Source organism: Legionella sp. PATHC035 (assembly GCF_026191115.1).
In the GTDB taxonomy this organism is placed as follows: domain Bacteria; phylum Pseudomonadota; class Gammaproteobacteria; order Legionellales; family Legionellaceae; genus Legionella.
In genome coordinates, this window is sequence record NZ_JAPHOT010000001.1 from 1055751 (window position 1) to 1079182 (window position 23432).

Below are 23432 nucleotides of genomic sequence, written 5' to 3' on the forward strand. Positions count from 1 at the left end.
CCTTAATATTTGTAAAGCAAGAGCATTCACTGTTTTCAATGCAACAGTTAAAACTCTTATCTTTATAATTCACCTATTGTTATCCTCAATGTTATCAGGCATGGCTCATCCGGCATAGAGTTACACCTTGAGATACCTGATTACACGCAGGACTACTTTTATTCTAAATTACAACTCATTTGATTAGCGCCACTCGCTATTGCAGCCTGAGCTACAGCAGCGGGAACTCGTTCTCTTAAACGAGGATCTATGGGCTTGGGAATAATATAGTTGGGGCCAAACTCCCAATGCGTAACACCTGGGTAATTGTCCTTTACTACCTGGGGAACGGGCTCATGCACCAGTTGGCGAATAGCCTCAACTGCCGCAATTTGCATTGATTGGTTAATACACTTAGCGCGGACATCCAACGCACCACGAAAAATATAAGGAAAACACAACACATTATTAACCTGATTAGGATAATCACTACGCCCTGTCGCAATGACTAAATCATCACGTACCTGAAAAGCTAATTCAGGTCTAATTTCTGGATCAGGGTTAGACAAAGCAAAAATAACGGGGTTAGGCGCCATTAATTTCAATAAATCAGCATCTAATAAATCGGGCTTAGCAACACCAATAAATACATCGGCATCAACCAATGCATCAGCTAAAGTTCGACATTCAGTTGTACGTGCAAAAGCGAATTTATAAGCATTTAGATCAGCACGACCTGAATGGATGACGCCTTTAGTATCTAAAAGCAACATGTTTTCTTTATGAGCGCCTAAAGCAACCAGTAATCGCATGGAAGCAATTCCTGCCGCTCCTGCGCCAATACACACAATTTTTGCATCAGCTAATTTTTTTTGTTGTAACTCAAGCGCATTGAGCAACGCCGCCGCAACTACAATGGCTGTACCATGCTGGTCATCATGAAATACTGGAATATTCAATTGCTCAATTAAAGCCTGCTCAATTTCAAAACATTCAGGAGCTTTAAGATCTTCCAGATTGATCCCACCAAAAGTGGGGGCAATACGTTTTGCCGTAGCAATAAAAGCTTGCGAATCATGGGCATCAATTTCGATATCAAATACATCAATGCCAGCAAAACGCTTGAATAATACTGCTTTACCTTCCATAACGGGCTTACTGGCGAGAGGCCCAAGATCTCCCAAACCCAACACCGCAGTGCCATTGGTCATTACCGCGACTAAATTTCCTTTATTCGTGTAACGATAAGCATCTTCGGGATTTTCTGCTATTGCAATCACTGGAGCTGCAACACCAGGCGTATAAGCCAGAGACAAATCACTCTGAGAGTCAGTTGATTTGGTAATATGAACACCAAGTTTTCCAGGGGTTGGAAACTCGTGATAATCTAATGCGCACTGCTTTAAAACTTCATTATCCAAAATACTCACTCTCTTACATATAAAACAAAAACTTAGTAAGGTCTAAAAATCCTACCAAACCCTTATCAATTCTCTCTAACCGAAGTGTCATAGACACACACAAACATCTGACTAAGAAACTCTCAAGTAATTAAGAGAAACAGCCATAAAATGATGAGGATAGAAACAAGAATTGAACGACAAGAACCTACAATCAACGCAAATTAGCACTGCAGGAGCAATCTGTCAATAAGCTATACTTCGAGTGAAGTATACATAAATAAGGCGCAAAATCACGCGCCTTATTTCTTTTCGTCTTTCGCTTGCGTAGAACGCTGACTGTAACGATCGCGGAACTTCTGCACACGTCCTCCAGTATCTACGAGTTTTTGCTTACCAGTATAAAAAGGGTGACATTGTGAACATACTTCAATATTCAAATCTTTACATAAAGTTGAACGAGTTTCAAATTGTTCGCCACAACTGCATGTAACCTTAACTGTTTTATATTCAGGATGAATTGATGCCTTCATAATACTACTCTCTATAATAATGAGTATCGCCACCTGAACCCAAGGCCAAGCACCATACTCGACAAATGACGCAAGACAATAGCAGAAAAATATGCGTAAAGCAATTTTTTATATCAAAACAGTGCGGATACTATTTCTCACTTGACTTGCAACAAAAAAACACAAAGTACAAATATAAGTCAATAATTAATCACTGTAGGATGTGATAATGCTGATAATCTTTACCAAATTAATTATATTCCATTTCTTGGGTTAATTGTATTTTTTAGTAATTTTTTTCACCAATCTGCGGTACAAATTAGCATTGATGGTCTACGCTTATATCAATGAATTAATTTAATGGGAGTTAAAATGAAAAAATTGGAATTATATAAGCTTGAAACACCAAACGACCTTGATATCCGGGATCGTCGTAAAATTGCTGAAGCTGTTAATCCACTCCTAGCCGACACATTTGCTTTATTCGTTAAAACCAAAAATTTTCATTGGCATATGACGGGTCCCCACTATCGGGATTATCATCTTTTATTGGATGAACAAAGCGAACAAATTTTCGCAATGGTGGACGTCTTGGCAGAGCGCGTACGCAAATTAGGAGAGAGAACCATTCATTCAATAGGACAAATCAAACAATTACAGACACTTAAAGATGCTAATGAAACCCTGTCTGCTGACGATATGCTGCAAAATCTATTAGAAGATAATAAGAGTTTTTTAAAAAACATGAGAAAGGTTCATGAAGTGTGCAGCAAAAAAAATGATTTTGCCACCACGAGCATCCTGGAAGTTTATATTGATGAAACAGAACGTCGAATTTGGTTTTTATTTGAAACGTTGCAAAATAAATGATGCATGAGTAGCCAGTGTGACATGAGCAATACCATGAAGTGAATCATTTTTCCCTTCTCCCTCCCAGGGAGAAGGTGCCCGTTAGGGCAGATGAGGGATTGACTGCTACCAATGAGCCCGCCCCATTGTCTAACCCACATTCAAATCCAACTCAACCCAAACGGGTGCATGATCAGATGGTCTTTCTACTTTGCGCGGTTCTTTATCAATAACTGATTGCCTGCATAGCGCATTCAGTGGTTTACTCAATAAAATATGATCAATCCGTAAACCCCGATTACGTCGAAATGAGGCTGCACGATAATCCCACCAACTGTATGATTGTTCCTCCTGAATAAAATTTCTAAAACTGTCATGAAGCCCAAGTTGCAATAATTGCGTGAAAGCCTCTCGTTCAGCAGGACTTACCAGCACAGAACCCATCCACTCACTAGGGTCATGCACATCGCGATCCTCAGGAGCAATATTAAAATCACCAACTACAGCTGTATTCGTGAAATCATTCATTTGCTGTTGAATAAATCCGATAATTTTTTGCAACCAATTCAGCTTATATTGATATTTATCTGAAGTTAATTCCGAACCATTAGGAACGTACAAATTGATTAGACGAATACCCGCAACGGTAACAGCGATTATGCGGCGTTGCGGATCCACAAAATCAGGAATATCGGTAAGAACATTAGTTAAAGGATATCGGCTGATTACAGCAACACCGTTGTATGTTTTCTGCCCTGAAAACACTACGTGATAGCCTTTCTCAGTAAACGCGGTTACAGGAAAATTTTCATCAAGTAACTTTGTTTCTTGTATGGCAAGGACATCCACCCCAGTAGACTCAAGCCACTGTAATACTTGCTCCAGTCGTATCTTCAATGAATTGACATTCCAACTTGCTAATTTAAGCACACCAATCTCCTTTATATTCAATCAGCAATGGAGCATGGTCAGAAAAACGTGCTTCCCGAAAAATACGACTGTCAACTACATCCGCAATAAGGCCAGGAGTAATTACTTGATAATCAATCCTCCACCCCACATTTTTTTCCCATGCACGTCCTCGAAAAGACCACCAGGTATATTGATCTTCTTCCTGATTGTGCACACGAAACGCATCAACAAAGCCCATAGTCCCAAACAACTCATCCATCCAAGCGCGTTCCTCAGGCAAAAAACCAGAGTTTTTTTGATTGCCGCGCCAATTTTTCAAATCGATTTTTTTATGAGCGATATTATAATCTCCACATAAAATCAGCTCGCGTCCTTCATTTTTTAGTTTTATTAAATGTTCGGCAAATTGTTTGAGAAAATCATATTTAACTGTCTGACGTTCATCGCCACTAGTACCTGAAGGTAAATAAAGTGAGATAATACTGAATTTGGGATAATCAAATTGAATGTATCGTCCCTCATTATCACAATAGTCAAAGCCCATGCCCTTCACGACACGATTAGGTTTGTGACGGGCATAAATCGCCACCCCGCTGTACCCTTTCTTTTGCGCTGAATAATAGTCACAAAAATAATCGCATGGATAATATAACTCCTCTGGAATTAATTGCTCCGGTTGAGCTTTCGTTTCTTGAATACAAACAAAATCAGCATCTTGAATTGCAAGCCACTCATTAAATCCATTACGTACCGCTGAACGGATTCCATTGGCATTAAAACTAATTACTTTCATTTTTTTCACTTAATATTTATTGTATCCTGATAAAACACAATGAGACCCAGAATATCATGGTCAAATAATTCTGAGCCCCATTACCCAAGTTAGCGCATTTCTTTATTTAATTGCAGCGCTGCCCGAGCCAAACGCTCGCCTAGATGTTTTGCTAAATTAATTTCATCCTGGCTCAGAGGTCGATCATTGGCCACTCCAGAAACATGGGTCACCCCATAGGGAGTTCCACCAGTAACGGTATCATTTAAAGACGGTTGAGAATAGGGAACTCCTAATAAGACCATGCCATGATGAAACAAAGGCAGCATCATGCTTAACAAAGTACTTTCCTGACCACCATGCATGCTGGCAGAAGAAGAAAAAACACAAGCAGGCTTATCCACTAAATCACCGGCCAACCATAAAGATGATGTACTATCCAGAAAATATTTCATAGGCGCAGCCATATTTCCAAAACGAGTTGGGCTTCCTAAAGCCAGTCCGTGACAATGACGTAAATCATCTAAAGTGGCGTAGGGTGCGCCACTATCTGGGATTGCTTTATCTACCGCCTCACACGTAGTGGACACAGGCGGTACGGTTCGTAATCGTGCTTCCATACCCACAACACGCTCTACACCACGCCCTATGTATTGGGCTAGCTGGGCTACAGAACCAGTACGCGAGTAATATAAAACCAAAATATAGGGATCAGACATCAAAACAGCTCCATTACCTTAAAATTAGAAAAAACAGTTCTTGTTCAGGCCAATACCTTAAGCCTACTCACTATAAACTCAACTGTTTCTTCTATCTGTGAATTTAAAATCATACTTTAGTTGTTCTTCTAATTTCATTTCAATAAATTTGATTCGATAATACAAAGATCCTCCCTTTTCAGGTTTCAATATTTTCAAGTCAGCGACAATTTCATCAGCAGACTCATAATAATCCTTAACTGATATATTCGCGATAATTTTACTTACTGCTTCAACATGATGTCTATTCCAATGGCCAAAAATAATACGCCCAATAAAAGAACCAAAGAAGCAACTTTCTTTGGTGTAGTCTATAAGCAATGCTTTAATTCTTCTGTAATTAGAATCCCCACCTATTTTATTCCAAATCTTGCTGTAAGAATCAGGAAAAACTAAAGTAACTTGTGATCGATTAAACAAAGAATATGCTCTTAGACCAACTGATGAAAAAAAAGAATGAGGTTTAGAAGGTAACAAAGAAGCCTCAGAACCTTTTTCTGTAAAATCAGAATCGTCACTGATTATTGTAGCAATAGAACGCGAATCATAGGACATTTTTTTCTCCTCCGTGAGAACAGCTGTTGATAATCACTTCCCAAAATTCAAGATGAATCTCGTGCCTGATGACCATTCTACTGTCCTGGTCAAAAATGACATGATCTGATGGGTTCGATACTCACCTACTTCCTGTATTTGCGTTTCGGTATCTGAAATCTCGTCGTTTTTGCTCAGCCTAGCGAAATGTCAACGGCCGCTGGTCTTTTTAAAACTAAAGAAGCGAGGACGAATCATCTGTCCAATTTCCTTAATTTTTGACAATTTTTGATAGAAAAAGCAAATAAAGGCGTATTTTAATTTTAGAATCGAGGCAACAAGTTGAATGATTGACTTATTTTTAATGAGATAGAATGGTGGGGTCAGCGATTATTTAGACCAGTGACAGCACAGCGGAACCCGAGATTTTCAAACACAATCTTCTCGGGTTACGGCTTAGCGCTTCATATTAAAGAATATAACGAGCCAAATCCTCATCCGCTACAATCTGTCCGAGATTTTTTTCTACATAGGCTTTGTCCACATGGACTGATTCACCTGATTTATCAGTCGCTTCAAACGAAACAACCTCCAATAATCGTTCCATCACCGTATAAAGCCTACGCGCACCAATATTTTCTGTACGCTCATTGACTTGCCATGCGACTTCAGCAATACGTCTAATTCCTGTTTCATCAAAAGTCAACGTTAATCCTTCAGTCGCCATCAAAGCGCTGTATTGCAAGGTCAATGAAGCGGTAGGCTCAGTAAGAATTCGAACAAAATCATCCACAGAAAGAGCCGATAGCTCAACACGTATGGGTAATCGACCTTGTAATTCAGCAATCAAATCAGAGGGCTTGGCTACATGGAATGCCCCAGATGCGATGAACAAAATATGATCAGAACGAATCATACCGTATTTAGTCGTCACTGTTGTTCCCTCAACTAGAGGTAATAAATCGCGTTGTACCCCTTCACGCGACACATCTCCGCCACCTCCATTTTCAGCACGTCGTGCAACTTTATCCAACTCATCAATAAAGACAATACCATTTTGTTCTACATTTTCGATAGCACGAATCTTGATGTCATCTTCATTAATTAATTTAGCAGCCTCCTCTTCACGTAAAATTTGCATTGCCTTAGCAATAGTCATTTTACGTGTTTTTGTTCTATGAGTACCTACCTGTTGGAACATCGATTGCAATTGGCTTGTCATTTCTTCCATACCAGGAGGAGCCATAATTTCGATGCCTATAGGTGTTGCTGAAACTTCTATTTCAATTTCATTATCGTCAAGAATTCCCTCACGCAATTGTTTACGGAACACTTGTCTGGCCGTGCTATCCTTTTCACCTGGAGTTAAACTGCCACGTGCTGGCGGAAGTAATACATCGAGAACTCGCTCCTCAGCTGCATCTTCGGCCAAATGTTCCACTTTCTTCATGGCAAATTCACGTTCTTGTTTTACCGCAATATCAGCTAAATCACGAAGTATGGTATCTACATCACGTCCTACATATCCCACTTCGGTAAATTTTGTTGCTTCTACTTTGATAAAAGGTGCACGAGCTAACTTAGCCAAACGTCGAGCAATTTCAGTTTTACCCACGCCAGTTGGTCCAATCATGAGTATATTTTTTGGCATAATTTCATTGCGCAACGCAGAGTCTTTAATGTTCATGCGTCGCCAACGATTACGTAATGCAATTGCTACCGCTCTTTTTGCATCATCCTGGCCAATAATATATTTATCTAATTCCTGGACAATTTCACGAGGAGTCATTACCTCTCGAATATTCTCAAGAGTCATCACTTTACTATTTTTCGTTGCCATTATTTAATTCTTCTATAGTTAAATTGTTATTGGTATAAATACAGATATCCCCAGCAATAGTTAACGCTTTACGCACTATTTCCAGAGCGGATAGTTTCGTATTTTCCATCAATGCTCGTGCAGCTGCTTGCGCAAAAGGTCCGCCTGAACCAATAGCAATTAAGCTATGTTCAGGTTCAATCACATCGCCATTACCTGTAATAATTAAGGAAGATTTTTTATCTGCTACGGCAAGAACCGCTTCGAGTCGGCGCAGCATTCTGTCCGTTCTCCAATCTTTCGCAAGCTCGACTGCAGCACGGACTAAATGACCTTGATGCATTTCCAGCTTACTCTCAAAACGTTCAAAAAGAGTAAACGCATCCGCAGTACCGCCAGCAAAACCCGCAATAATTTGATCTTTGTAGAGGCGCCGCACCTTACGTGCATTACCTTTCATCACGGTATTACCTAAAGTTACCTGACCATCTCCGCCGATAACTACCTGATCTCCGCGTCGTACTGAAAGTATAGTTGTCCCACGAAATTGTTCCAAAATTAAATCCTCAAATCAAACCGGAATAGCATACATGGGGATGATAAACAAAAAAACAAGGGGCTTAAAATGATAAATTGTAATTAATCATGCTAACCGGTCACCGTCGTAGCGGAGCAAGCAGCTATGTCTTAATAGGAATTCGCCAGAACTCATCCGTTGATCCCGGAAGCTTTGCTGAATTGTAGGTTGGGCCCTTGGCCCAACATTTTTTAAATGCAAATGGAGTGTAATTTTGTTGAGCCAAGGACCCAATCTACAGCTTAGATTAAAAAAGAGACGCCATGAGGTAAATTCTCTAATCCCAGATGTTGCGCAATACTTTGCCCTACATCTGCAAAAGTATCTCTACGACCAATAAAACGGCTCTTAAGGCTTGGCCCATAGACTAAAACTGGAATATGCTCCCTGGTATGATCGGAGCCAGGAAAAGTAGGATCGCACCCATGGTCTGCCGCAATAACAATCAGATCATCAGGCCTTAATAAAGCATCAAGCTCTGGTAGACGCGCATCAAACTCCTCAAGGGCATGCGCATAACCTATTACATCACGTCGATGCCCAAATGAAGAGTCAAAATCTACAAAATTAGTAAAAACCAAACTTCCTTCGGGAGCAGTGTTCATCGCAGCCAAAGTGGCGTCAAATAAGGCCATATTACCATCAGCCTTAATGGTTTGTGTTATCCCCTGATGCGCATAAATATCAGCTATTTTTCCTAGAGCGATTACTTCACGGCCCGCCTCCTTTAAATAATCAAGTAATGTTTTTGCTGGCGGCAAAGTAGCATAATCCTTGCGATTCCCAGTACGTTTGAATGCTCCTGGTTGTCCTATAAATGGACGCGCAATCACACGTCCAATCTGATATTCATCGACTAAAGTACGGGCAATTTCACAGAGGTCATATAAGCGCTGCAAACCAAAGCTTTCTTCATGAGCCGCAATTTGAAAAACACTGTCAGCAGAAGTATAAACTATGGGTTTACCACTTCGCATATGCTCCTCACCTAATTCTTCAAGAATTGTAGTTCCAGAGGCATGCTTCTCGCCCAGTACTCCTGGTAAACCACCTTGTTGAGTTAAGGTATCAATTAATTCTTTGGGAAAACAAAAAGCTTGTTCAGGAAAATAACCCCATTCAAACGTCACTGGAACTCCAGCTAACTCCCAATGCCCACTCGGAGTATCTTTGCCTAAACTCTGCTCTACAGCATAGCCATAATAACCTACAGGTTCAGGAAAAGCAGATAATTCAACAAAGCGCAATCCACTACTGGCCAGGGCAGCATGATATAGCCCTAATTTGGCCAGATTAGGCAAAGTTAATGGTCCTTGACGTACCCCGGCTTTATCGCCCTCCCCCCGTTCACACACTTGATGGATATGAACAAAAGTATTGGCACCTGCATCACCATAACGAGACGCATCCAAACTAGCGCCTATCCCAAAAGAATCCATGAGTAATATACAAACTCGCCCTGTCATCTCAGTCCTTAATCTGTTGGCAGTGTGTTTCTTTTAAACCAAAAAGCATGAACAAGGCAATTAACAAGCCCACTGGTAAAATAATTGCTGCATATTGATAGGCACTCAGTAGATAAACAGGTGTTCCATTAACCAATTGCATTCCGCTATGATTCGTCAATAAATAACTAAATAGATTTTGATACACAATGTAACCACCCTGAGTCAATATCGAAATCACACTGACTGCTGTTGCGGTCATTGCAGGTGGGCTACTCTCAGCGACTAGCGCATAACTAATCACTTGTGCTGAGGTAAAAAAACCAAGCAAGAAAAATAAAATTGCCATGACGTTATAAGAAACGGGCAGATAAAGTACCGCCAGCAAAGTCAGTAAGGAAGCAAGCACCCCTATTTTCATGGGCATAATACGTAAACCCATCTTATCAGATATCCAACCAACCAGCGGCGAACCAATGATCGCTCCTAAAAATAACATGCCATTCACCATTGATGCCTGGGCAGAGCTAATATCCAATCGTTGTACTAAATACAAAGTACCCATCATCGCACCAAATACAGCGATGGCCATATTCATTAAACTCGCATAAAACGCCGCCCGTATATACTGAGTATTAAAATAGGCTTTTTTAGCAGCTGAGAAAACGTTAATGGGTTGAGCGATTTGTTTTACTGTGTGTTGGGGCCTTTCCTTTATCCAAAAAAACATTAAGACCAGCATAGCAAAACCGAGAATTCCCACATTTTGGACTGCTTGGCGCCATCCAACTAGAATCACTAATTTGGTCAAAGGATATTGAGCCAACATACCACCCGCCATTGCCATAGTGACTATAGCTCCAGTGACCAAAGCCATCCGCTTTGGAGGAAACCAATGAGATGCCAAACGCACAGGGCCCAAGAAACAGAATGCACTGCCAATACCGGTGATAAATCGACAAAACAAAGCTAAATAAAAGGAATGAGAGTGAGCCAAAAGAAAAGTACTGGCTACACACAAAAACATCGCGACTAATAAGGTATTTTTAATCGAAAAACGGTCAAGGACCATTCCAGCAACAAAGAGAAACAATACATTCGAAAGATAATAGATGCTTGATAACCAAGCCATTTTATCCGCTTGGATTTTAAAATCCTGCATGATGTTTGCAGCGATGGACGCAAACATATTCCCCTGGATGAATTCATAAAAAAAGAATAAGGTTGCAGCAAAACACACCATCCAGGGCAGTAGTGACGACTTTAGATCACTATATCCTTGAAACTCATCCACCACTTGCATTTTTACTCCTCACTTATCGCTTGCAATATGTTTCGCGGGTTAATAACACGGCAATTAAAGCCGCAATCGTAGTAATTGGGAATATCCACATGGCGTATTGGAAATCAGCCACAGAATACGTTGTCACTGCCGCACCAGCATGATGCGCGATTAACCAACCAAAAAGCACTTGTCCTACGCCACCGCCGCCCATAATAATCACTGAGGCAATACCTGTCGCAGCCCCCGTATTTTCAGTGGAATTACTTTCAGCAACCAAAGGATAGGAAATTACTTGTGTGCTTGTAAAAAATCCTAAAGCAAAAAAGATAATACTCAGAGTCGTTTGTGATAAAGCGATGTCCAAGAACAGAGGAATAACCGTGATAAGCGTCGCAATAGCTCCCACGATCATTAGGGGTTTACGACTTCCTTGGGAATCAGACAGCCATCCAGCCAATGGGCAACCAATGACACTCCCCATAAAAATCAGACTAATCACATTACTGGCGGCCATTTCAGGTAGTTGATGCACCACTTGTAAATAACTGGCTCCCCATAAAGCACATAAAACCATAATAGGTAGATTAAGAAAAGAAGTATAAAATCCCGCTAGCCAGTTTTGAGAGTTAGATAATGCTTGAATAAATCCGGAAAATACTTGTCCTTCGTTGGTATTAATTTTGATGGGTGCGTCTTGAGGTTTATCGCTTACGATCCAATAAATCCAAAGAAGCAAAATAGCGCCAACTGCACCATCAATTAATAAAGCCTTACGCCATCCAAATAATTCATAGAGATAAGCAAAAGGAGTATGAGCCATCATTCCACCAACAAAAGCCATCGTAACCAAAGAGCCTATGACAAGTGCTTGCCTCCTTGGTGGAAACCAATGTGATACCAATACCACACAGGATAAAAAACAAAACGCATTCCCTATTCCAGAGAGAAAATGACAAAAAGAGGCCAAAATAAATGAGTGAGTTAGTGCAAATCCTACCGTACCCAGGACACAAATAAACATAGCACTTAGAATAACAGTTCGCGTAGAAAAACGATCCAGGATGACTCCTGCTGGAAGGAGAAATAGGATATCTGCCCACAGGTAAGCGCTGGACATCCAGCCTAATTGAGTTGCATCGATACCAAAATCATCGCGTAAAGGCTGATTGATTACATCGAAAATATTGAGCTGAAAGAATTCATATAAAAAAAATAAGCCAGCTGACAGACACACAGCCCAGGCCATTAAGTCACCACGAGGCACAAAAGTGCTTGAATTCACTGTAATAGATTGCGACACAGTTACTCCTTATGGCTTAAAAATTGCGCCCGATTATATCAAAACTCTAAATGAATTGGTATCTTTATTGAACAAACTTAGCCTTCACCTAAGCGCAATAAGGCCAAACGCTTAGGTCACTGCCATGAATTCCAGGGAAAATATCCTTTATTTCCTACTCTTGAGTGCAACGAGGAATCTCCTATCGTAACGGTGTGCCAACCATGGAGATCCCTGGGAAAGCTCGGGGTGACGGGTGGGGGAAAAAGTGGTCGTTGGCACGAATGAGGAACTTAATTGGGACAAATAAACCATCACCCTATCCCCTCTCCCAAAGCGGTAGAGGGGATTTCTTGCTAACATAGGGGATTACTCTCTTTAGGTAATCTACTGTTTATCACTTTCCTGCTCTCTCTGCACAGGTTTCTTTTACTGAAGCCGGAATCCGCATCAAAAATAAAGGTTTATCTCCTGCATAAACACGTTGCACGAGAACCATCTTTGAAAATAAGTCAGGAGAAATGTTGTGGGTATCGTGAGGCTCAACGGCCAAATAATTTTCTCGACCATTGCTCAATAAGCCGCAAAGTCTTTTATCACTCAAAGCAAATTTCGCTCTGCCGCCTGAGTAAAATTGTGCTGAGAAATCTGCTTTATAATCCCAATAAATAAGATAACTTCCTGCGACTGGTTTTTGCTTTAGCCAGGCGGCAACTACAAATTTTTGTGTTTTGGAAACGCCTTGTGGCATGGCATTAAATGCAAGGGTTGCCACCAAGAAAATTACCCCGGTAACAACAGAAACTCGAATAAAAAGCTGCTGGGCTTTTACTACAACGCCAACTCGATGCCAATATTCTACAAAGAACACCGAAAAAACAGGAGTGATGGGAAAAACATAGGTGTAAATGATATTACTGGAAAACGTAAAAAAGAATAAAGGAACTATCGTAGAAAGAAAGAAATAGCTCAACCATCCATCGTTATCTATGAATACTTTACGTAGATTATGTCGGTATTTAATAAACCAGGAAAGACCTAAAAGACACCAGGGAAAAATACCACTTGCAGCATAAATCCAAATCATACCCCAAGGCTGCTTATGCGCATAACCATACTTATCGCCACTCCATCCCGGTTTTAAAAATCGGTTGAAATTCTCACCCACAATAAAATAATTTAAAAACCCAGGTGTACGAATCTCTGCCCAAATATACCAGGGAAGTGCAATAGCTAACATCAATAGAATACCTTTTATCCAAGGTAGTCTTTGCCACAAATTACGCCATTCATTTCTCAATAAAACCCAAAAAAAGATTGGCATTCCTGATAAAACAACAGCAACCGGACCTTTTGCCAGCAATCCGAGCCCAAGGCCTATAAAAAAAACATAAGACCAAGATGTGCTGCCATCAACCACCGCACGCCAAAATGCAATTAAGACAAGCGTAATGCTAAAGACCAAAGACGGATCAGTCATCACCGTTCCAGCATCAAGGAAAAAATATAATGTTCCTGCTAGAACTAAAGTGGTGATCATTGCAATAAAAGATCCACTATGTCTTTTAGCCAAGTCCCACACAAGCCATAAGGTGGCCAAAGATAAGAGTAAACCGGGTAAACGAACAGCAAACTCATTAATTCCAAAAAGCTTCATTGAAAAAGCAGAAAGCCAGGTCGACAAGGGGGGTTTCGCCCAAAAAGGTACTCCATAATCATGTAGTGGAGTGACCCAATTCCCGGTTTCCAGCATCTTACGGGCAATCTCTGCATAACGCGATTCAGAAACATCATTCAAAGGAATAAAGCACATCGAAATGATTCGACAGACAAGTAGAAAGAGTAATGCAAACACTGCATTATTATAAAATTGTTGTTGCAACTGTTTATCGTGTTCGATATTCAAAACGGACCTCATTAAAAAAGCTTCCTGTCACAAGCAAGCACTATGTATTAAATTGATACAAACTCAGGTTCTATGTCTTTCATCAAGAGGGCATGAATTAATGCCCTTGTTAAAAATGACAGAAATATTACTCATTATTTAAATTAATACAAATTTTTTATATTTTGCGATGAAAAATAGCTCAACTTTTGGGCCAAATATGGGGATTAAGATACTGAATTTTATAATATTTTCATATAAAGGATAAATTGTATAATGAAAATACATGACGAGCGGATTACTTTAGTTTACACTGAGACCTTGTAAGAAGATCTTACATTATTTATCCATTGGACATTTGGAGACTAACATGACGTTTGTATTAAAGGAACTAAGTGAATTAAGAAAACATTTTGATGATACCGTAGATATCATATTGAAACGCGAAAGTAAGGGAAAAATTGAAGATCTTACTAACCCCAACAGAAAATATGAACTTCAATTTCTCACCTCAATACTTCTTAAGCTCGAAGAGCAAGCAAAAGAAAAATCTCCTAATTTAGCCTATCTCTCAACCGTGTTTTATGGTGCCATGCTGACGGTAATGCAAGATATCGAAAATAATCGTGGAGTAATGGAATCATCTGGCTTACTCAATGATCGCTTAAAGGATGCGATGGGAATTGGTGATGAAGTCAAAGCCGAAGACAAACCTGACTTATACCAAAATGCTAAATTCCATACTGCATTAAATACATTTCTAAACCAGATTTTTATAGAACATGATTCGCGTAAAGGCTTTGCAAAAGATCACATGTTGACTGCAGTCCCAACAGATAATTTAAGTAAGCTGATTCAAACCTCATATAAGCTGGAAAAAGATGCTCAGCGTGCAATCGTTGCCTCTTTTACTACGGATGGGCAAACTGACCTGGTTAAATTCAAAATAGCCAAAAAATCACCAATTTCTGCAACCAATCGATTTGGCGGCTGGGAAAAACTCAATGCTGATCTTGATGAGTTGATCAAAGACGAACTGGCAGATAAAAATGTTGCAAAAATTGAAAAGTTAAAGTCAAAAGAGCGTATCTGTCAGCTTAATTTTCTCAATGCAATTAGAGAATCATTAAAAACTGCGCCAATCGATGAAGCTGAAAAAACGGCGATTCTGGCTGGTTCAATGCATCTGGTGCGTCAACAAATTAAGAATGAATATGCCTCTTCATACATGTCACATGAAGAGAACTCGGTTATTTTGACAGGCAAGAAGAAAAAGAAAGGATTACAGCAAATTCTTGCTGTTGATGAGGTCAGTCCACAGGATGTTGAAGCACTGGTTACATCGGCAACTCAATTCATTCAATTTATGACCGTAGCACCGAAAAGTAATGGTAAAAAGGCGATTCGTGCTGCCCATATTTTTTCAGCAATCACTGAATTCAATCCCGAGTTCAATTTACAATCTATTTTTAATTTACTTATAGACATGATCCATTCTTGTCGTTTAGATGCATTAAAAGTGGTCGTTGAAGAATTTAAAAAGGAAACTAAAGGACCTGAAAAACCTGCTAAAGGATACTTAGGCGGCCTGTCCTCTGCTTTAGGCTCTTTAAGCTTCTACAACAGAAGCAAGAAAGAAGATGAAGAAGAAGATGAGGAAGAACTGGAACATAAGAGTAGCGTGACTAACAGCTAACTCATTGAACTCCTAGAGCCTTTTTTATTTTAATCATCAAAATAAGGTGACTGCATTATTGTTATTGAGTCGCCTTATTTTAAATATTTTAATCGCTGCCTCACTTCAGATAAGCCATTTAAGTTAATTTTTTGTTACAATGCCATCTTTCTCGAATTTGTTTGTGCCGTACTCTAATGAAAATTAAATTTATTATCAAAAAAATATCATTCTCCCTAATGTTTTTAATGGTGAGTCAAAATCTCAGTTTTGCATTGGGAGATAGTTTTTCCGCAGATGCTGACAATCAAAATCATGACCTCAGTCATTCAGTAAAGCAATCCCAGGAGGATCGCGAACAAAAAACAGAGCTTTCGAAAAAATTACCTGCAGTATCCAAAAAAACAGTATCCATCACCATTGATGATCTGCCTTTTGTTGGTGAATATCGAAATTTTCATTTGAATATGATGATCGAGACTATGGCCAAGGAACAAGTTCCTGCGACCGGATTTATTATTGCCAGAGAAGTGCGCAAAGACAGCTGGGAAATACTCCGTAAATTTCGTGATGCAGGCTTTGGATTAGGCAACCACACGTTCTCGCATGCGAATCTAAATAAGATGAGCACTCAAGAGTATATCCAAGAAATTAAAGGAGCAGACCATATTTTGCATCCTGTTTTGACTGAACCTAAATATTTTCGTTACCCCTATTTAGCAATGAGCTCTGGACAAAAAAAAGAAGACATCCTGTGCTATCTTGCCAAAAAAAATTACCATGTTGCGCCCATTACCATAGATTCCAAAGATTTCGTCTTTAATCAGCGTTTGTTATCCGTACCTGAGCTCAATAGACGCGCTTATCTCGAAGAATTGAAACCCTTTTATATCGACTTTATTTGGCAACAAACGCTCCGTGCCGAAGAGCACAGCCAATTTCATCACGATAATCAGCGGTCACAAATTTTACTGATTCATGCAAATTTACTTAATGCATATGTTTTGCCTGATATTATCAATTTGTATAAACAAAAGGGCTATGAGTTTGTCACTTTAGAGGATGCATTAAAAACCTTTAAAAAACCAATCCAATGCAGTAAACAGCCTATTTTTGCTCAAAACAAAAAAAAGCCTTTACCACAAAAGACTGGACAGGATATGGGGACATTTGTTGAATGGAATTAGGAAAAAAGCCTATTTGAACCCCACCAATTATGTTTCTGGTTATGGAGTCTGTTTCGAATTCACACGATCGACCATAAGGGCTGCGAATTAGATGGGCTACAATTTAGGGCATACCGAAGCTTGGCGGGGGATATCCTGTTCCAATAAGGGCTACCGGTAGGGGAGCCTTCTCTACCCAGGATGACGCGACCTATAAGTCAGGAAGTATTGCGAAAACTACTCCACATGTATTGCACCTTTTATTCATTTTAAACGCGCTAATTCTTGGTAAAAAATTTAGCTTTCACCTAAACTAATAGATAGTGGACATGCTTTAGTTACAAGGGACTGATACCCATGTTAGTTAAAAAGGCAGCTTTTACCTTAATTGAGCTTTTGGTAACCTTATTGGTACTCTGTGTTGCGTTAGTTATCGCGCTTCCTGCGTTAAGTAATATGCTCATGAACAATCGTTTAACCGCTTACACCGATATGTTTGTGAATGCATTGAATTATGCGCGCAACAATGCCCTTAATGAATCAATGAATGTCATCGTTTGCCCGTTCGGAGCAGCGCAATCTACTACGTGTGGCGGAAATTGGGGATCTGGATGGATAGTTGTAACCCAGCCTACAGCAGGTGCAAGTACCTTATTGCAAAGCCAACAATTTTTTCCCTCAGATCCGACACTTTCAGGCACGGTGGCAAGCGTAACTTTTGATCCGCATGGATTAACCTCCACGCCCAGTAATTTCAAATTTTGTGACAGTCGAGGTGGAACTTTTGCACGCTCCATAGAAGTGTTAGCAACTGGATTTGTCCAATCTGGTTCAACACCCGGGCAAGCTGTCTGGGACAACAGCGCACTTGCATGCCCTTAATGGAGACTCTTTATGAATGGTTCAGGAAGACATAACACGCTACAAAGAGGAATGTCCTTAATTGAAGTCCTTATTGCTTTTGTCATCTTGGCGGTGGGCATGTTAGGGATAGCAGGCATGTTAATCCTTTCGAGCAAAGCCAATAACTCGAGTTACGCCAAACAACAGGCAGTACAATGTATTTATGACATATTTGATAAAATTCGCGCAAATACTCAGGCTGCGATCAATGGCAATTACAATATCAGTAATATCAACAGTAGTGGCTCACCTACTCTTCCAGCAGCTCCTGGAGTGATGTGCAATCAATCCCCGTGTTCGAATGCTCAATTAGCTTCATATGATACCTGGTATTGGTTAAGCTTTGATGTGAGCAGGCTACCTAATGGCAGCGGTTCGATTACTTCTGCTCCTGCGCCAGGGACGGGAGGAAATACGATCATTACGGTAACGGTACAATGGGACGATAGCTTGGCACAAAATCAAGTTGGGGCAAGCAGTACTCCATCGCCAACTAACCCCAACTATGTTCAACTAAGCGTACAAAGTCAATTATGAATACATATACCAAATATCAACAAGGTTTTTCGTTAGTCGAATTAATGATTGCCACTGCGATAGGTCTCCTACTCAGTTATGCAGTTATGGAAGTCTATGTCACTCAAACACAAGTCTATAGAACAACCAATTCCCAAGCACTGATTCAAAGTACCGAAAATGCGATTGCTAACTTAGTCGTACCGATTATTCGCTCCACTGGATTTGTAGGATGTGGTTCAGACAGTACGGCAATGTCTAATTTAAATGGTGGCGGTTCCAGTCCGCTTGGAACACTGAATGTGAACCCAACACTCATCGCTGGGTATAATCGGAATGGCACAACCATTTCCATTACTCAGGACAACCCAAGCAACGACGCGAATGCGGGTGATTGGACACCTTCTCTGGATTCCTCTTTGGCAGGAAGCGTAGAAAATACCAGTGATGTTTTGGTTGTCTTAGGCGCAGCTCCCGGGAGTTTTCCTGTTTCAGTAACGGCCATTGACTCAAGCAGTAGTTCCTTTACAGTGCAAAGTACAACCGGTCTTAGCCTTGCTGCGGGTCAATTTGCTGCGGTCTCTGATTGTGTTAAATCCTCTGTATTTGTCATGACTGGAGTAGCTGGTACATCCATTTCCCATGCGGCAGGCTCAGGACAATATGACAATTCTACGTCTACGTTTAGTGTTAATTATCAGGTTGGCTCTCAGTTCATTCCCTTACAACAAACTGCATTTTTTGTAGGACAAGGACAAGGTGGACAAAGCTCATTAATGCGGGGAACGCTGACTCAGACCGGCTGGACTATTCAACCGCTGGTTCCTGGTGTTGACGTCATGAAAGTCCAGTATGGCATAGGTGGCAATGGGACAATCTCTCAATATGTCACTGCTGACGCAGTCCCAAACTGGGCTCAAGTTTATGCAATTCGTCTGGGTTTTTTAATTGAAGGGCAGGCTGCTTCAGGTAATCAAAATACCACTCAATACACGGTCTTAGATACTGTAGTTACTGTACCAAACGATAATCGTCTTCGTCATGTATATGAAGTCAATATTGCGTTAAGGAATGCGGGATCATGAAACTTATTTCGCCAAATAAAAAATCTAGGGAACAATACGGTAATCAAAAAGGTCCGATGGATAAGCATGCCTCAATACACGAACTGTCTTGGAAGAATGTCGCGGCAAATGAAAAAGGATATATTCTGCTCATCACCATGATCTTGCTGATTATGCTTACTGTTTTGGCACTTACAGATGTGTCACTCAATACCACACAGACACGAATTGCAGCGAATGCTACCGATAGCGAAATCTGTTTGGAAAAAACGGAAGGCGCATTAAACCAGGCAGTTAATAATTTACTGAATGGAACTTACAAAGCAAACAATTTTTTAAATAACAACAGTGGACTGTACCTATTAAATCCTAATAATCCACCATTATGGACCACAGTCAATTGGTCCAGTTCTACATCAGTAATTCCCAGTTTTCAAGGATATTCCAATTCCCAAGCAAGTTATATTATAGAACAACTGCCCTCGGTTATTCAGCCGGGGCAAAATATGAAAATGCCGACTTACGTTTATCGGATTACAGCACGTTCTTTAGGCGCGAATGGAAACACATCGGTCATGTTACAAACGACGGTACAAATTCAACCATAGGTACGATTGATTATGAACAATGCACGAAGCAGATATTTTGGTAAAGGACTCAAGATTTTATTATTAATCTTGCTGTCAACTTTTGCCATTGCAGCGAGCCAACCGACCTTGAATATCCCTCAAGTCCCACTGATCTTAGCCAGTCCGATTCATCCACAGATATTAATTGCCATTGGAAATTCCGAATCCATGGATGGGAACTTGGCTGGTGCCATCATGACAGGCTCCGGCTCACTTACTGGCGGTTTAACCTCATTGACTAATTCCAGCTCCCCTATCAATTATACCGTACCTACAGGGTTTACCCCTCCAATCCAAGCAGCTAATAGTAGTGGGCAAGCACCCTATACCGTCAATCAAAGTGGTGTGTTGGTCGATAATAGCCCCAGCCGCTTAAATGTGGCGAAAGCGGGCATTCAAGCCATTATCAACACCTACATGGAATCCACAGACTTTGCTTTGGAAACCTACAGTGTCAGTGGTGTCGGCGTTTACAACACCTGGGTTTATTATATGTCTCCTCAAAGCAGTAATTTTTCATTCACCAACACACAGGTTGCAGGGAATACTTACGTACAAAACCCCTGCTACAACTATTCTACTGCATCCTCAACCGTTCAAAGTAACTGCAGCTCAATCGCCAGCTTTTATGGTTCTTCAGTAGTCTCTTCAAACTTATACATGCAAATTGGTTCATCAAGTGACTTCCCTTCGATTAATGACGTACTTTATGCGAGCTCTGGCCTCCCAGGAGTATTTCTTACCTACAATGGACCTTCACCTGCGACCCCCTATCCACCTAACTTTTCAATCAGCAATTACAACAGTGGCAACGTGCTAATTTCTTACTCCAAATCGTTACCTAACATTGGTGGTTTTGGTACAAGCCCAACCAACGCGGGATTTGTGCCCTTTTCCCCACAAGTGCTTTATGCTCAACGAGGTTTTGGATATAACGGCAGCCAATCTGCTACCACAGGAAACGTTTTGGTTCCTATGACGAGTGCTGGAACAACGCCAACCCAGACGAGTATCAACAATGCGATTAGTGTATTTACGCCTTACTTACAGCCTGAAACAAATTCCTCGTCAACCAAAGAAATTAAAGCGTCAGCCGTGCAATCACCAATTGCAGGCCTGCTCACAAAAGCTAACTCATACCTCACCACATTGGGCACTACCAGTGGCAATGGTTGCCCACAAAAAAAATACGTTATTTTGATTTCTGATGGTCTTCCAACTCAAGATCTGAGTGGCAAACTATGGCCTCCCTTAGGCAGTGCCGCTGCGACGGGCTATGGTATTACTGCAACCTTTAATGCAGATGGCTCGCTTAAAAGTACCAATTGCCAAGCCTTGACCGATGCCCTAAATACGATTACTACACTAAAACAAAATGGAATTCCAACCTATGTCATAGGCCTTGGGGCTGGAGTAAATCCCTCATTAAACCCCCAAGCAGCGTCTACACTGACGGCAATGGCTGTCGCTGGAGGCACCACCAACTACTACCCAGCCACCAGCTCAACCGATCTGGTTAATGATCTGAACTCCATTATGATTTCGATTCAAAATGGTTCCTATACAACCACTGCAGCATCAGTAAGTTCTACCCAACTGAGTACAAACAGTGTGGAATATAAGGCCAGTTTTGTATCCAATGATAGCCCTTATCTCGACTGGACAGGAAGTTTAGTTTCCCTACCTCTTGATCCGGCAACAGGGATTTTAACAGGAGCTACCAACTGGAATGCACAACCGCTACTCGATACTCTAGTCGCTGGTTCAGGATGGTCATCCAACCGATTTATTGCCACCTGGAATCCGGCAACCAATACCGGTGTTCCTTTTGAATGGGCCAATATAAGCACCAGCCAACAAACCGCGCTTCAACCTTCAGATTCATTAGGCCAACAAAGGTTGCAGTATCTGCGTGGTAATACCGCCCTGGAGCTCCACAACGGTGGAAGCTTTAGAAATCGCTCCCATATTCTTGGTGATATCATAGACAGCCAAGTCTTGTATGTAGGCCCCCCATCAGCACCTTATACCAGTTCAAGCTATCTCTCCTTTGCCCAGGCCCAAGCGAATCGTACGCCAATGGTGTATGTTGGGGCAAACGATGGGATGTTGCATGCATTTAATGCCGTGAATGGTCAGGAGGTATTCGCTTTTATTCCTAATGGGGTATTTAATAATCTTGTCTATCTTACTTCTCCTCTTTACAACTTAAGTCATCGTTTTTATGTGGATGGCTCACCTCAATCAGCAGATGTACAATTTTCCGATAGCAGCTGGCATACTGTGCTGGTTAGCAGTGAAAATGGAGGTGGCAACAGTATTTTTGGATTGGATATTACCAATCCTATCAATTTTGTTAGTGAAAGCAATTTGGCTCAAAAGGTACTTTGGGAATTCACTGATACGGATATGGGCCTAGGTTACAGCCAACCACAAATCGCTCAAATTGGTTCAAGCAGTGCAACCCCGGCTACTTTTGCGGTCTTTTTTGGTAATGGCTACAACAATCCAAACAACACAGCAATATTGTATGCGATCAATCCACAAACAGGTGCCTTGATCAGTAAGATCAATCTGTGTAATGCGGTGCCCGGTACATGCAGCAGTTCAACGCCGCAAGGCTTATCCTCAGTTGCAGTGGCCAACCTAAATGGCTTTCAAGGAGTTCCTATAACTAATGTCTATGCCGGAGATTTACAAGGAAATATGTGGTCAGTCAATGTAAGCGATCCGAATCCCGCCAATTGGACTGTGCGCTTGTTGTTTCAAGCAAGAAACTCTTCCGGCACAGCCCAATCCATTACTACCGCGCCGGTAGTAACCCTTAATCCTAATTACCCACGCATCCCCGGATTGTTCGTTATGTTTGGTACCGGACAACTACTCCAGACCTCTGATCTGCTCAATACCCAAACACAGACAATTTATGGTGTCTTGGATAAACCGCAATCAAGTGTTACTTATACCCGGACTAATCTCCAACAACAAACCCTGAATTTAGTTTCTACGTCAACCTCGGGTTTATCCGTCCCAGTTGTTACCGCATCATCCACTCCAGTTAACTGGAATAATCAATTTGGATGGTTTACTGATATGATTACCTCAGGACAGCGTATTGTTACCAATCCCACCCTATTCAATGGAGCCTTTATTAGCACGTTAAATACCCCACCACAATCGTGCGGAACCAGTTTTTCGTCGATGCTGCTTGAACTGAACTTCAAGACAGGAGGGTCATTTCCTAATCCGCAAATTACCGGTGTTAGTGCCAGTGGTTCGCCTACTAATCAATATTTATACTCAGGGGTTGTAGGCATTCAATTATCCAATAACTTTGCAAATGCACCAACTGTTGTAGCGAATCAAAATAATTATGCCGTTCTGCTCATTACCCAAGCGAATGGCAGTCAATCGACTATATTGAACCCGAATACTTCTCAAAGAAAAACAGGGTGGTGGCAACTGCAATAAGG

General features: G+C 41.0%; 20 protein-coding genes. 8 read left to right on the plus strand and 12 right to left on the minus strand.

The genetic code is table 11. The annotated features are described in order from the left end of the window. Nucleotides 1–158 precede the first annotated feature (158 nt). Complete coding sequence (locus OQJ13_RS04725; protein WP_265709529.1) at nt 159–1400, minus strand: malic enzyme-like NAD(P)-binding protein; 1242 nt, start codon at nt 1398–1400, stop codon at nt 159–161. Between the two features lie 281 nt (nt 1401–1681). Further along, nucleotides 1682–1912 (minus strand): 50S ribosomal protein L31, encoded by a 231-nt coding sequence (gene rpmE, locus OQJ13_RS04730; RefSeq protein ID WP_265704501.1) that lies wholly within the window; start codon nt 1910–1912, stop codon nt 1682–1684. Between the two features lie 351 nt (nt 1913–2263). Here rpmE and OQJ13_RS04735 point away from each other — a divergent pair, with 351 nt between their 5' ends. Then, nucleotides 2264–2761 (plus strand): Dps family protein, encoded by a 498-nt coding sequence (locus OQJ13_RS04735; protein WP_265709531.1) that lies wholly within the window; start codon nt 2264–2266, stop codon nt 2759–2761. A 129-nt stretch (nt 2762–2890) separates the two neighbouring features. On the opposite strand, the gene xth is transcribed toward OQJ13_RS04735, so the two are convergent. The 10 genes from xth to OQJ13_RS04785 all read right to left on the minus strand — a co-directional run bounded on the left by xth (nt 2891) and on the right by OQJ13_RS04785 (nt 14039). Beyond that, the gene (gene xth, locus OQJ13_RS04740) at nt 2891–3670 is read right to left on the minus strand and encodes an exodeoxyribonuclease III (RefSeq protein ID WP_265709533.1); all 780 of its coding nucleotides are present in this window, start codon (nt 3668–3670) and stop codon (nt 2891–2893) included. Then, complete coding sequence (locus tag OQJ13_RS04745; protein WP_265709534.1) at nt 3663–4445, minus strand: exodeoxyribonuclease III; 783 nt, start codon at nt 4443–4445, stop codon at nt 3663–3665. The genes xth and OQJ13_RS04745 overlap by 8 nt, the downstream gene beginning before the upstream one ends. Nucleotides 4446–4534: 89 nt before the next feature. Then, nucleotides 4535–5143 carry an NAD(P)H:quinone oxidoreductase gene (gene wrbA / locus OQJ13_RS04750; RefSeq protein WP_265709536.1) on the minus strand — a complete coding sequence of 203 codons (609 nt, stop codon included), beginning with the start codon at nt 5141–5143 and terminating at the stop codon, nt 4535–4537. A gap of 78 nt (nt 5144–5221) precedes the next feature. Beyond that, the gene (locus tag OQJ13_RS04755) at nt 5222–5737 is read right to left on the minus strand and encodes a DUF5617 domain-containing protein (protein WP_265709538.1); all 516 of its coding nucleotides are present in this window, start codon (nt 5735–5737) and stop codon (nt 5222–5224) included. 448 nt (nt 5738–6185) lie between these two features. Then, a complete protein-coding gene (gene hslU, locus OQJ13_RS04760; RefSeq protein ID WP_265709540.1) occupies nt 6186–7556 on the minus strand; it encodes an ATP-dependent protease ATPase subunit HslU in 1371 nt (456 codons plus the stop codon). Beyond that, nucleotides 7540–8091 carry an ATP-dependent protease subunit HslV gene (gene hslV, locus OQJ13_RS04765; protein ID WP_265709541.1) on the minus strand — a complete coding sequence of 184 codons (552 nt, stop codon included), beginning with the start codon at nt 8089–8091 and terminating at the stop codon, nt 7540–7542. The genes hslU and hslV overlap by 17 nt, the downstream gene beginning before the upstream one ends. Nucleotides 8092–8354: 263 nt before the next feature. Beyond that, a complete protein-coding gene (locus tag OQJ13_RS04770; protein ID WP_265709543.1) occupies nt 8355–9578 on the minus strand; it encodes a phosphopentomutase in 1224 nt (407 codons plus the stop codon). A 1-nt stretch (nt 9579) separates the two neighbouring features. Next, entirely contained in the window at nt 9580–10860 is a 1281-nt protein-coding gene (locus OQJ13_RS04775) for an MFS transporter (protein ID WP_265709544.1), read from the minus strand. Nucleotides 10861–10873: 13 nt separating this feature from the next. Continuing rightward, nucleotides 10874–12142 carry an MFS transporter gene (locus OQJ13_RS04780; protein WP_265709546.1) on the minus strand — a complete coding sequence of 423 codons (1269 nt, stop codon included), beginning with the start codon at nt 12140–12142 and terminating at the stop codon, nt 10874–10876. Nucleotides 12143–12518: 376 nt separating this feature from the next. Further along, a complete protein-coding gene (locus tag OQJ13_RS04785) occupies nt 12519–14039 on the minus strand; it encodes an ArnT family glycosyltransferase (protein ID WP_265709549.1) in 1521 nt (506 codons plus the stop codon). Nucleotides 14040–14376: 337 nt separating this feature from the next. Between OQJ13_RS04785 and OQJ13_RS04790 the strand changes: the two genes are divergently transcribed. The 7 genes from OQJ13_RS04790 (at nt 14377) to OQJ13_RS04820 (ending at nt 23430) form a co-directional block, all read left to right on the plus strand. Then, the gene (locus tag OQJ13_RS04790) at nt 14377–15702 is read left to right on the plus strand and encodes a hypothetical protein (protein ID WP_265709551.1); all 1326 of its coding nucleotides are present in this window, start codon (nt 14377–14379) and stop codon (nt 15700–15702) included. Nucleotides 15703–15878: 176 nt separating this feature from the next. Beyond that, nucleotides 15879–16868, plus strand: a complete 990-nt coding sequence (locus tag OQJ13_RS04795; protein ID WP_265709553.1) for a polysaccharide deacetylase family protein — start codon at nt 15879–15881, stop codon at nt 16866–16868. A 336-nt stretch (nt 16869–17204) separates the two neighbouring features. Then, nucleotides 17205–17729 carry a GspH/FimT family protein gene (locus OQJ13_RS04800; RefSeq protein WP_265709555.1) on the plus strand — a complete coding sequence of 175 codons (525 nt, stop codon included), beginning with the start codon at nt 17205–17207 and terminating at the stop codon, nt 17727–17729. 12 nt (nt 17730–17741) lie between these two features. Then, nucleotides 17742–18287 (plus strand): type IV pilus modification protein PilV, encoded by a 546-nt coding sequence (gene pilV, locus OQJ13_RS04805; protein ID WP_265709557.1) that lies wholly within the window; start codon nt 17742–17744, stop codon nt 18285–18287. After that, on the plus strand, nt 18284–19351 hold the full coding sequence (locus tag OQJ13_RS04810) for a PilW family protein (protein WP_265709558.1): 1068 nt from the start codon (nt 18284–18286) through the stop codon (nt 19349–19351). The genes pilV and OQJ13_RS04810 overlap by 4 nt, the downstream gene beginning before the upstream one ends. Before the next feature lie 56 nt (nt 19352–19407). After that, nucleotides 19408–19938, plus strand: coding sequence for a pilus assembly PilX family protein (locus OQJ13_RS04815; protein ID WP_265711889.1), 531 nt, complete (start codon nt 19408–19410; stop codon nt 19936–19938). A 12-nt stretch (nt 19939–19950) separates the two neighbouring features. Next, nucleotides 19951–23430, plus strand: coding sequence for a pilus assembly protein (locus OQJ13_RS04820; protein WP_265709559.1), 3480 nt, complete (start codon nt 19951–19953; stop codon nt 23428–23430). The last annotated feature ends 2 nt before the right edge of the window (nt 23431–23432 follow it).

Excerpts from the sequence above, each read along its gene's own strand:
- pilV (WP_265709557.1), top strand. The coding sequence starts at position 17,742 with ATGAATGGTTCAGGAAGACATAACACGCTACAAAGAGGAATGTCCTTA.
- OQJ13_RS04810 (WP_265709558.1), top strand. The coding sequence starts at position 18,284 with ATGAATACATATACCAAATATCAACAAGGTTTTTCGTTAGTCGAATTA.
- OQJ13_RS04820 (WP_265709559.1), top strand. The coding sequence starts at position 19,951 with ATGAACAATGCACGAAGCAGATATTTTGGTAAAGGACTCAAGATTTTA.
- OQJ13_RS04815 (WP_265711889.1), top strand. The coding sequence starts at position 19,408 with ATGGATAAGCATGCCTCAATACACGAACTGTCTTGGAAGAATGTCGCG.
- rpmE (WP_265704501.1), bottom strand. The coding sequence starts at position 1,912 with ATGAAGGCATCAATTCATCCTGAATATAAAACAGTTAAGGTTACATGC.
- OQJ13_RS04785 (WP_265709549.1), bottom strand. The coding sequence starts at position 14,039 with ATGAGGTCCGTTTTGAATATCGAACACGATAAACAGTTGCAACAACAA.
- hslU (WP_265709540.1), bottom strand. The coding sequence starts at position 7,556 with ATGGCAACGAAAAATAGTAAAGTGATGACTCTTGAGAATATTCGAGAG.
- OQJ13_RS04735 (WP_265709531.1), top strand. The coding sequence starts at position 2,264 with ATGAAAAAATTGGAATTATATAAGCTTGAAACACCAAACGACCTTGAT.
- OQJ13_RS04795 (WP_265709553.1), top strand. The coding sequence starts at position 15,879 with ATGAAAATTAAATTTATTATCAAAAAAATATCATTCTCCCTAATGTTT.
- OQJ13_RS04790 (WP_265709551.1), top strand. The coding sequence starts at position 14,377 with ATGACGTTTGTATTAAAGGAACTAAGTGAATTAAGAAAACATTTTGAT.
- OQJ13_RS04775 (WP_265709544.1), bottom strand. The coding sequence starts at position 10,860 with ATGCAAGTGGTGGATGAGTTTCAAGGATATAGTGATCTAAAGTCGTCA.
- OQJ13_RS04770 (WP_265709543.1), bottom strand. The coding sequence starts at position 9,578 with ATGACAGGGCGAGTTTGTATATTACTCATGGATTCTTTTGGGATAGGC.
- OQJ13_RS04755 (WP_265709538.1), bottom strand. The coding sequence starts at position 5,737 with ATGTCCTATGATTCGCGTTCTATTGCTACAATAATCAGTGACGATTCT.
- OQJ13_RS04800 (WP_265709555.1), top strand. The coding sequence starts at position 17,205 with ATGTTAGTTAAAAAGGCAGCTTTTACCTTAATTGAGCTTTTGGTAACC.
- OQJ13_RS04745 (WP_265709534.1), bottom strand. The coding sequence starts at position 4,445 with ATGAAAGTAATTAGTTTTAATGCCAATGGAATCCGTTCAGCGGTACGT.
- wrbA (WP_265709536.1), bottom strand. The coding sequence starts at position 5,143 with ATGTCTGATCCCTATATTTTGGTTTTATATTACTCGCGTACTGGTTCT.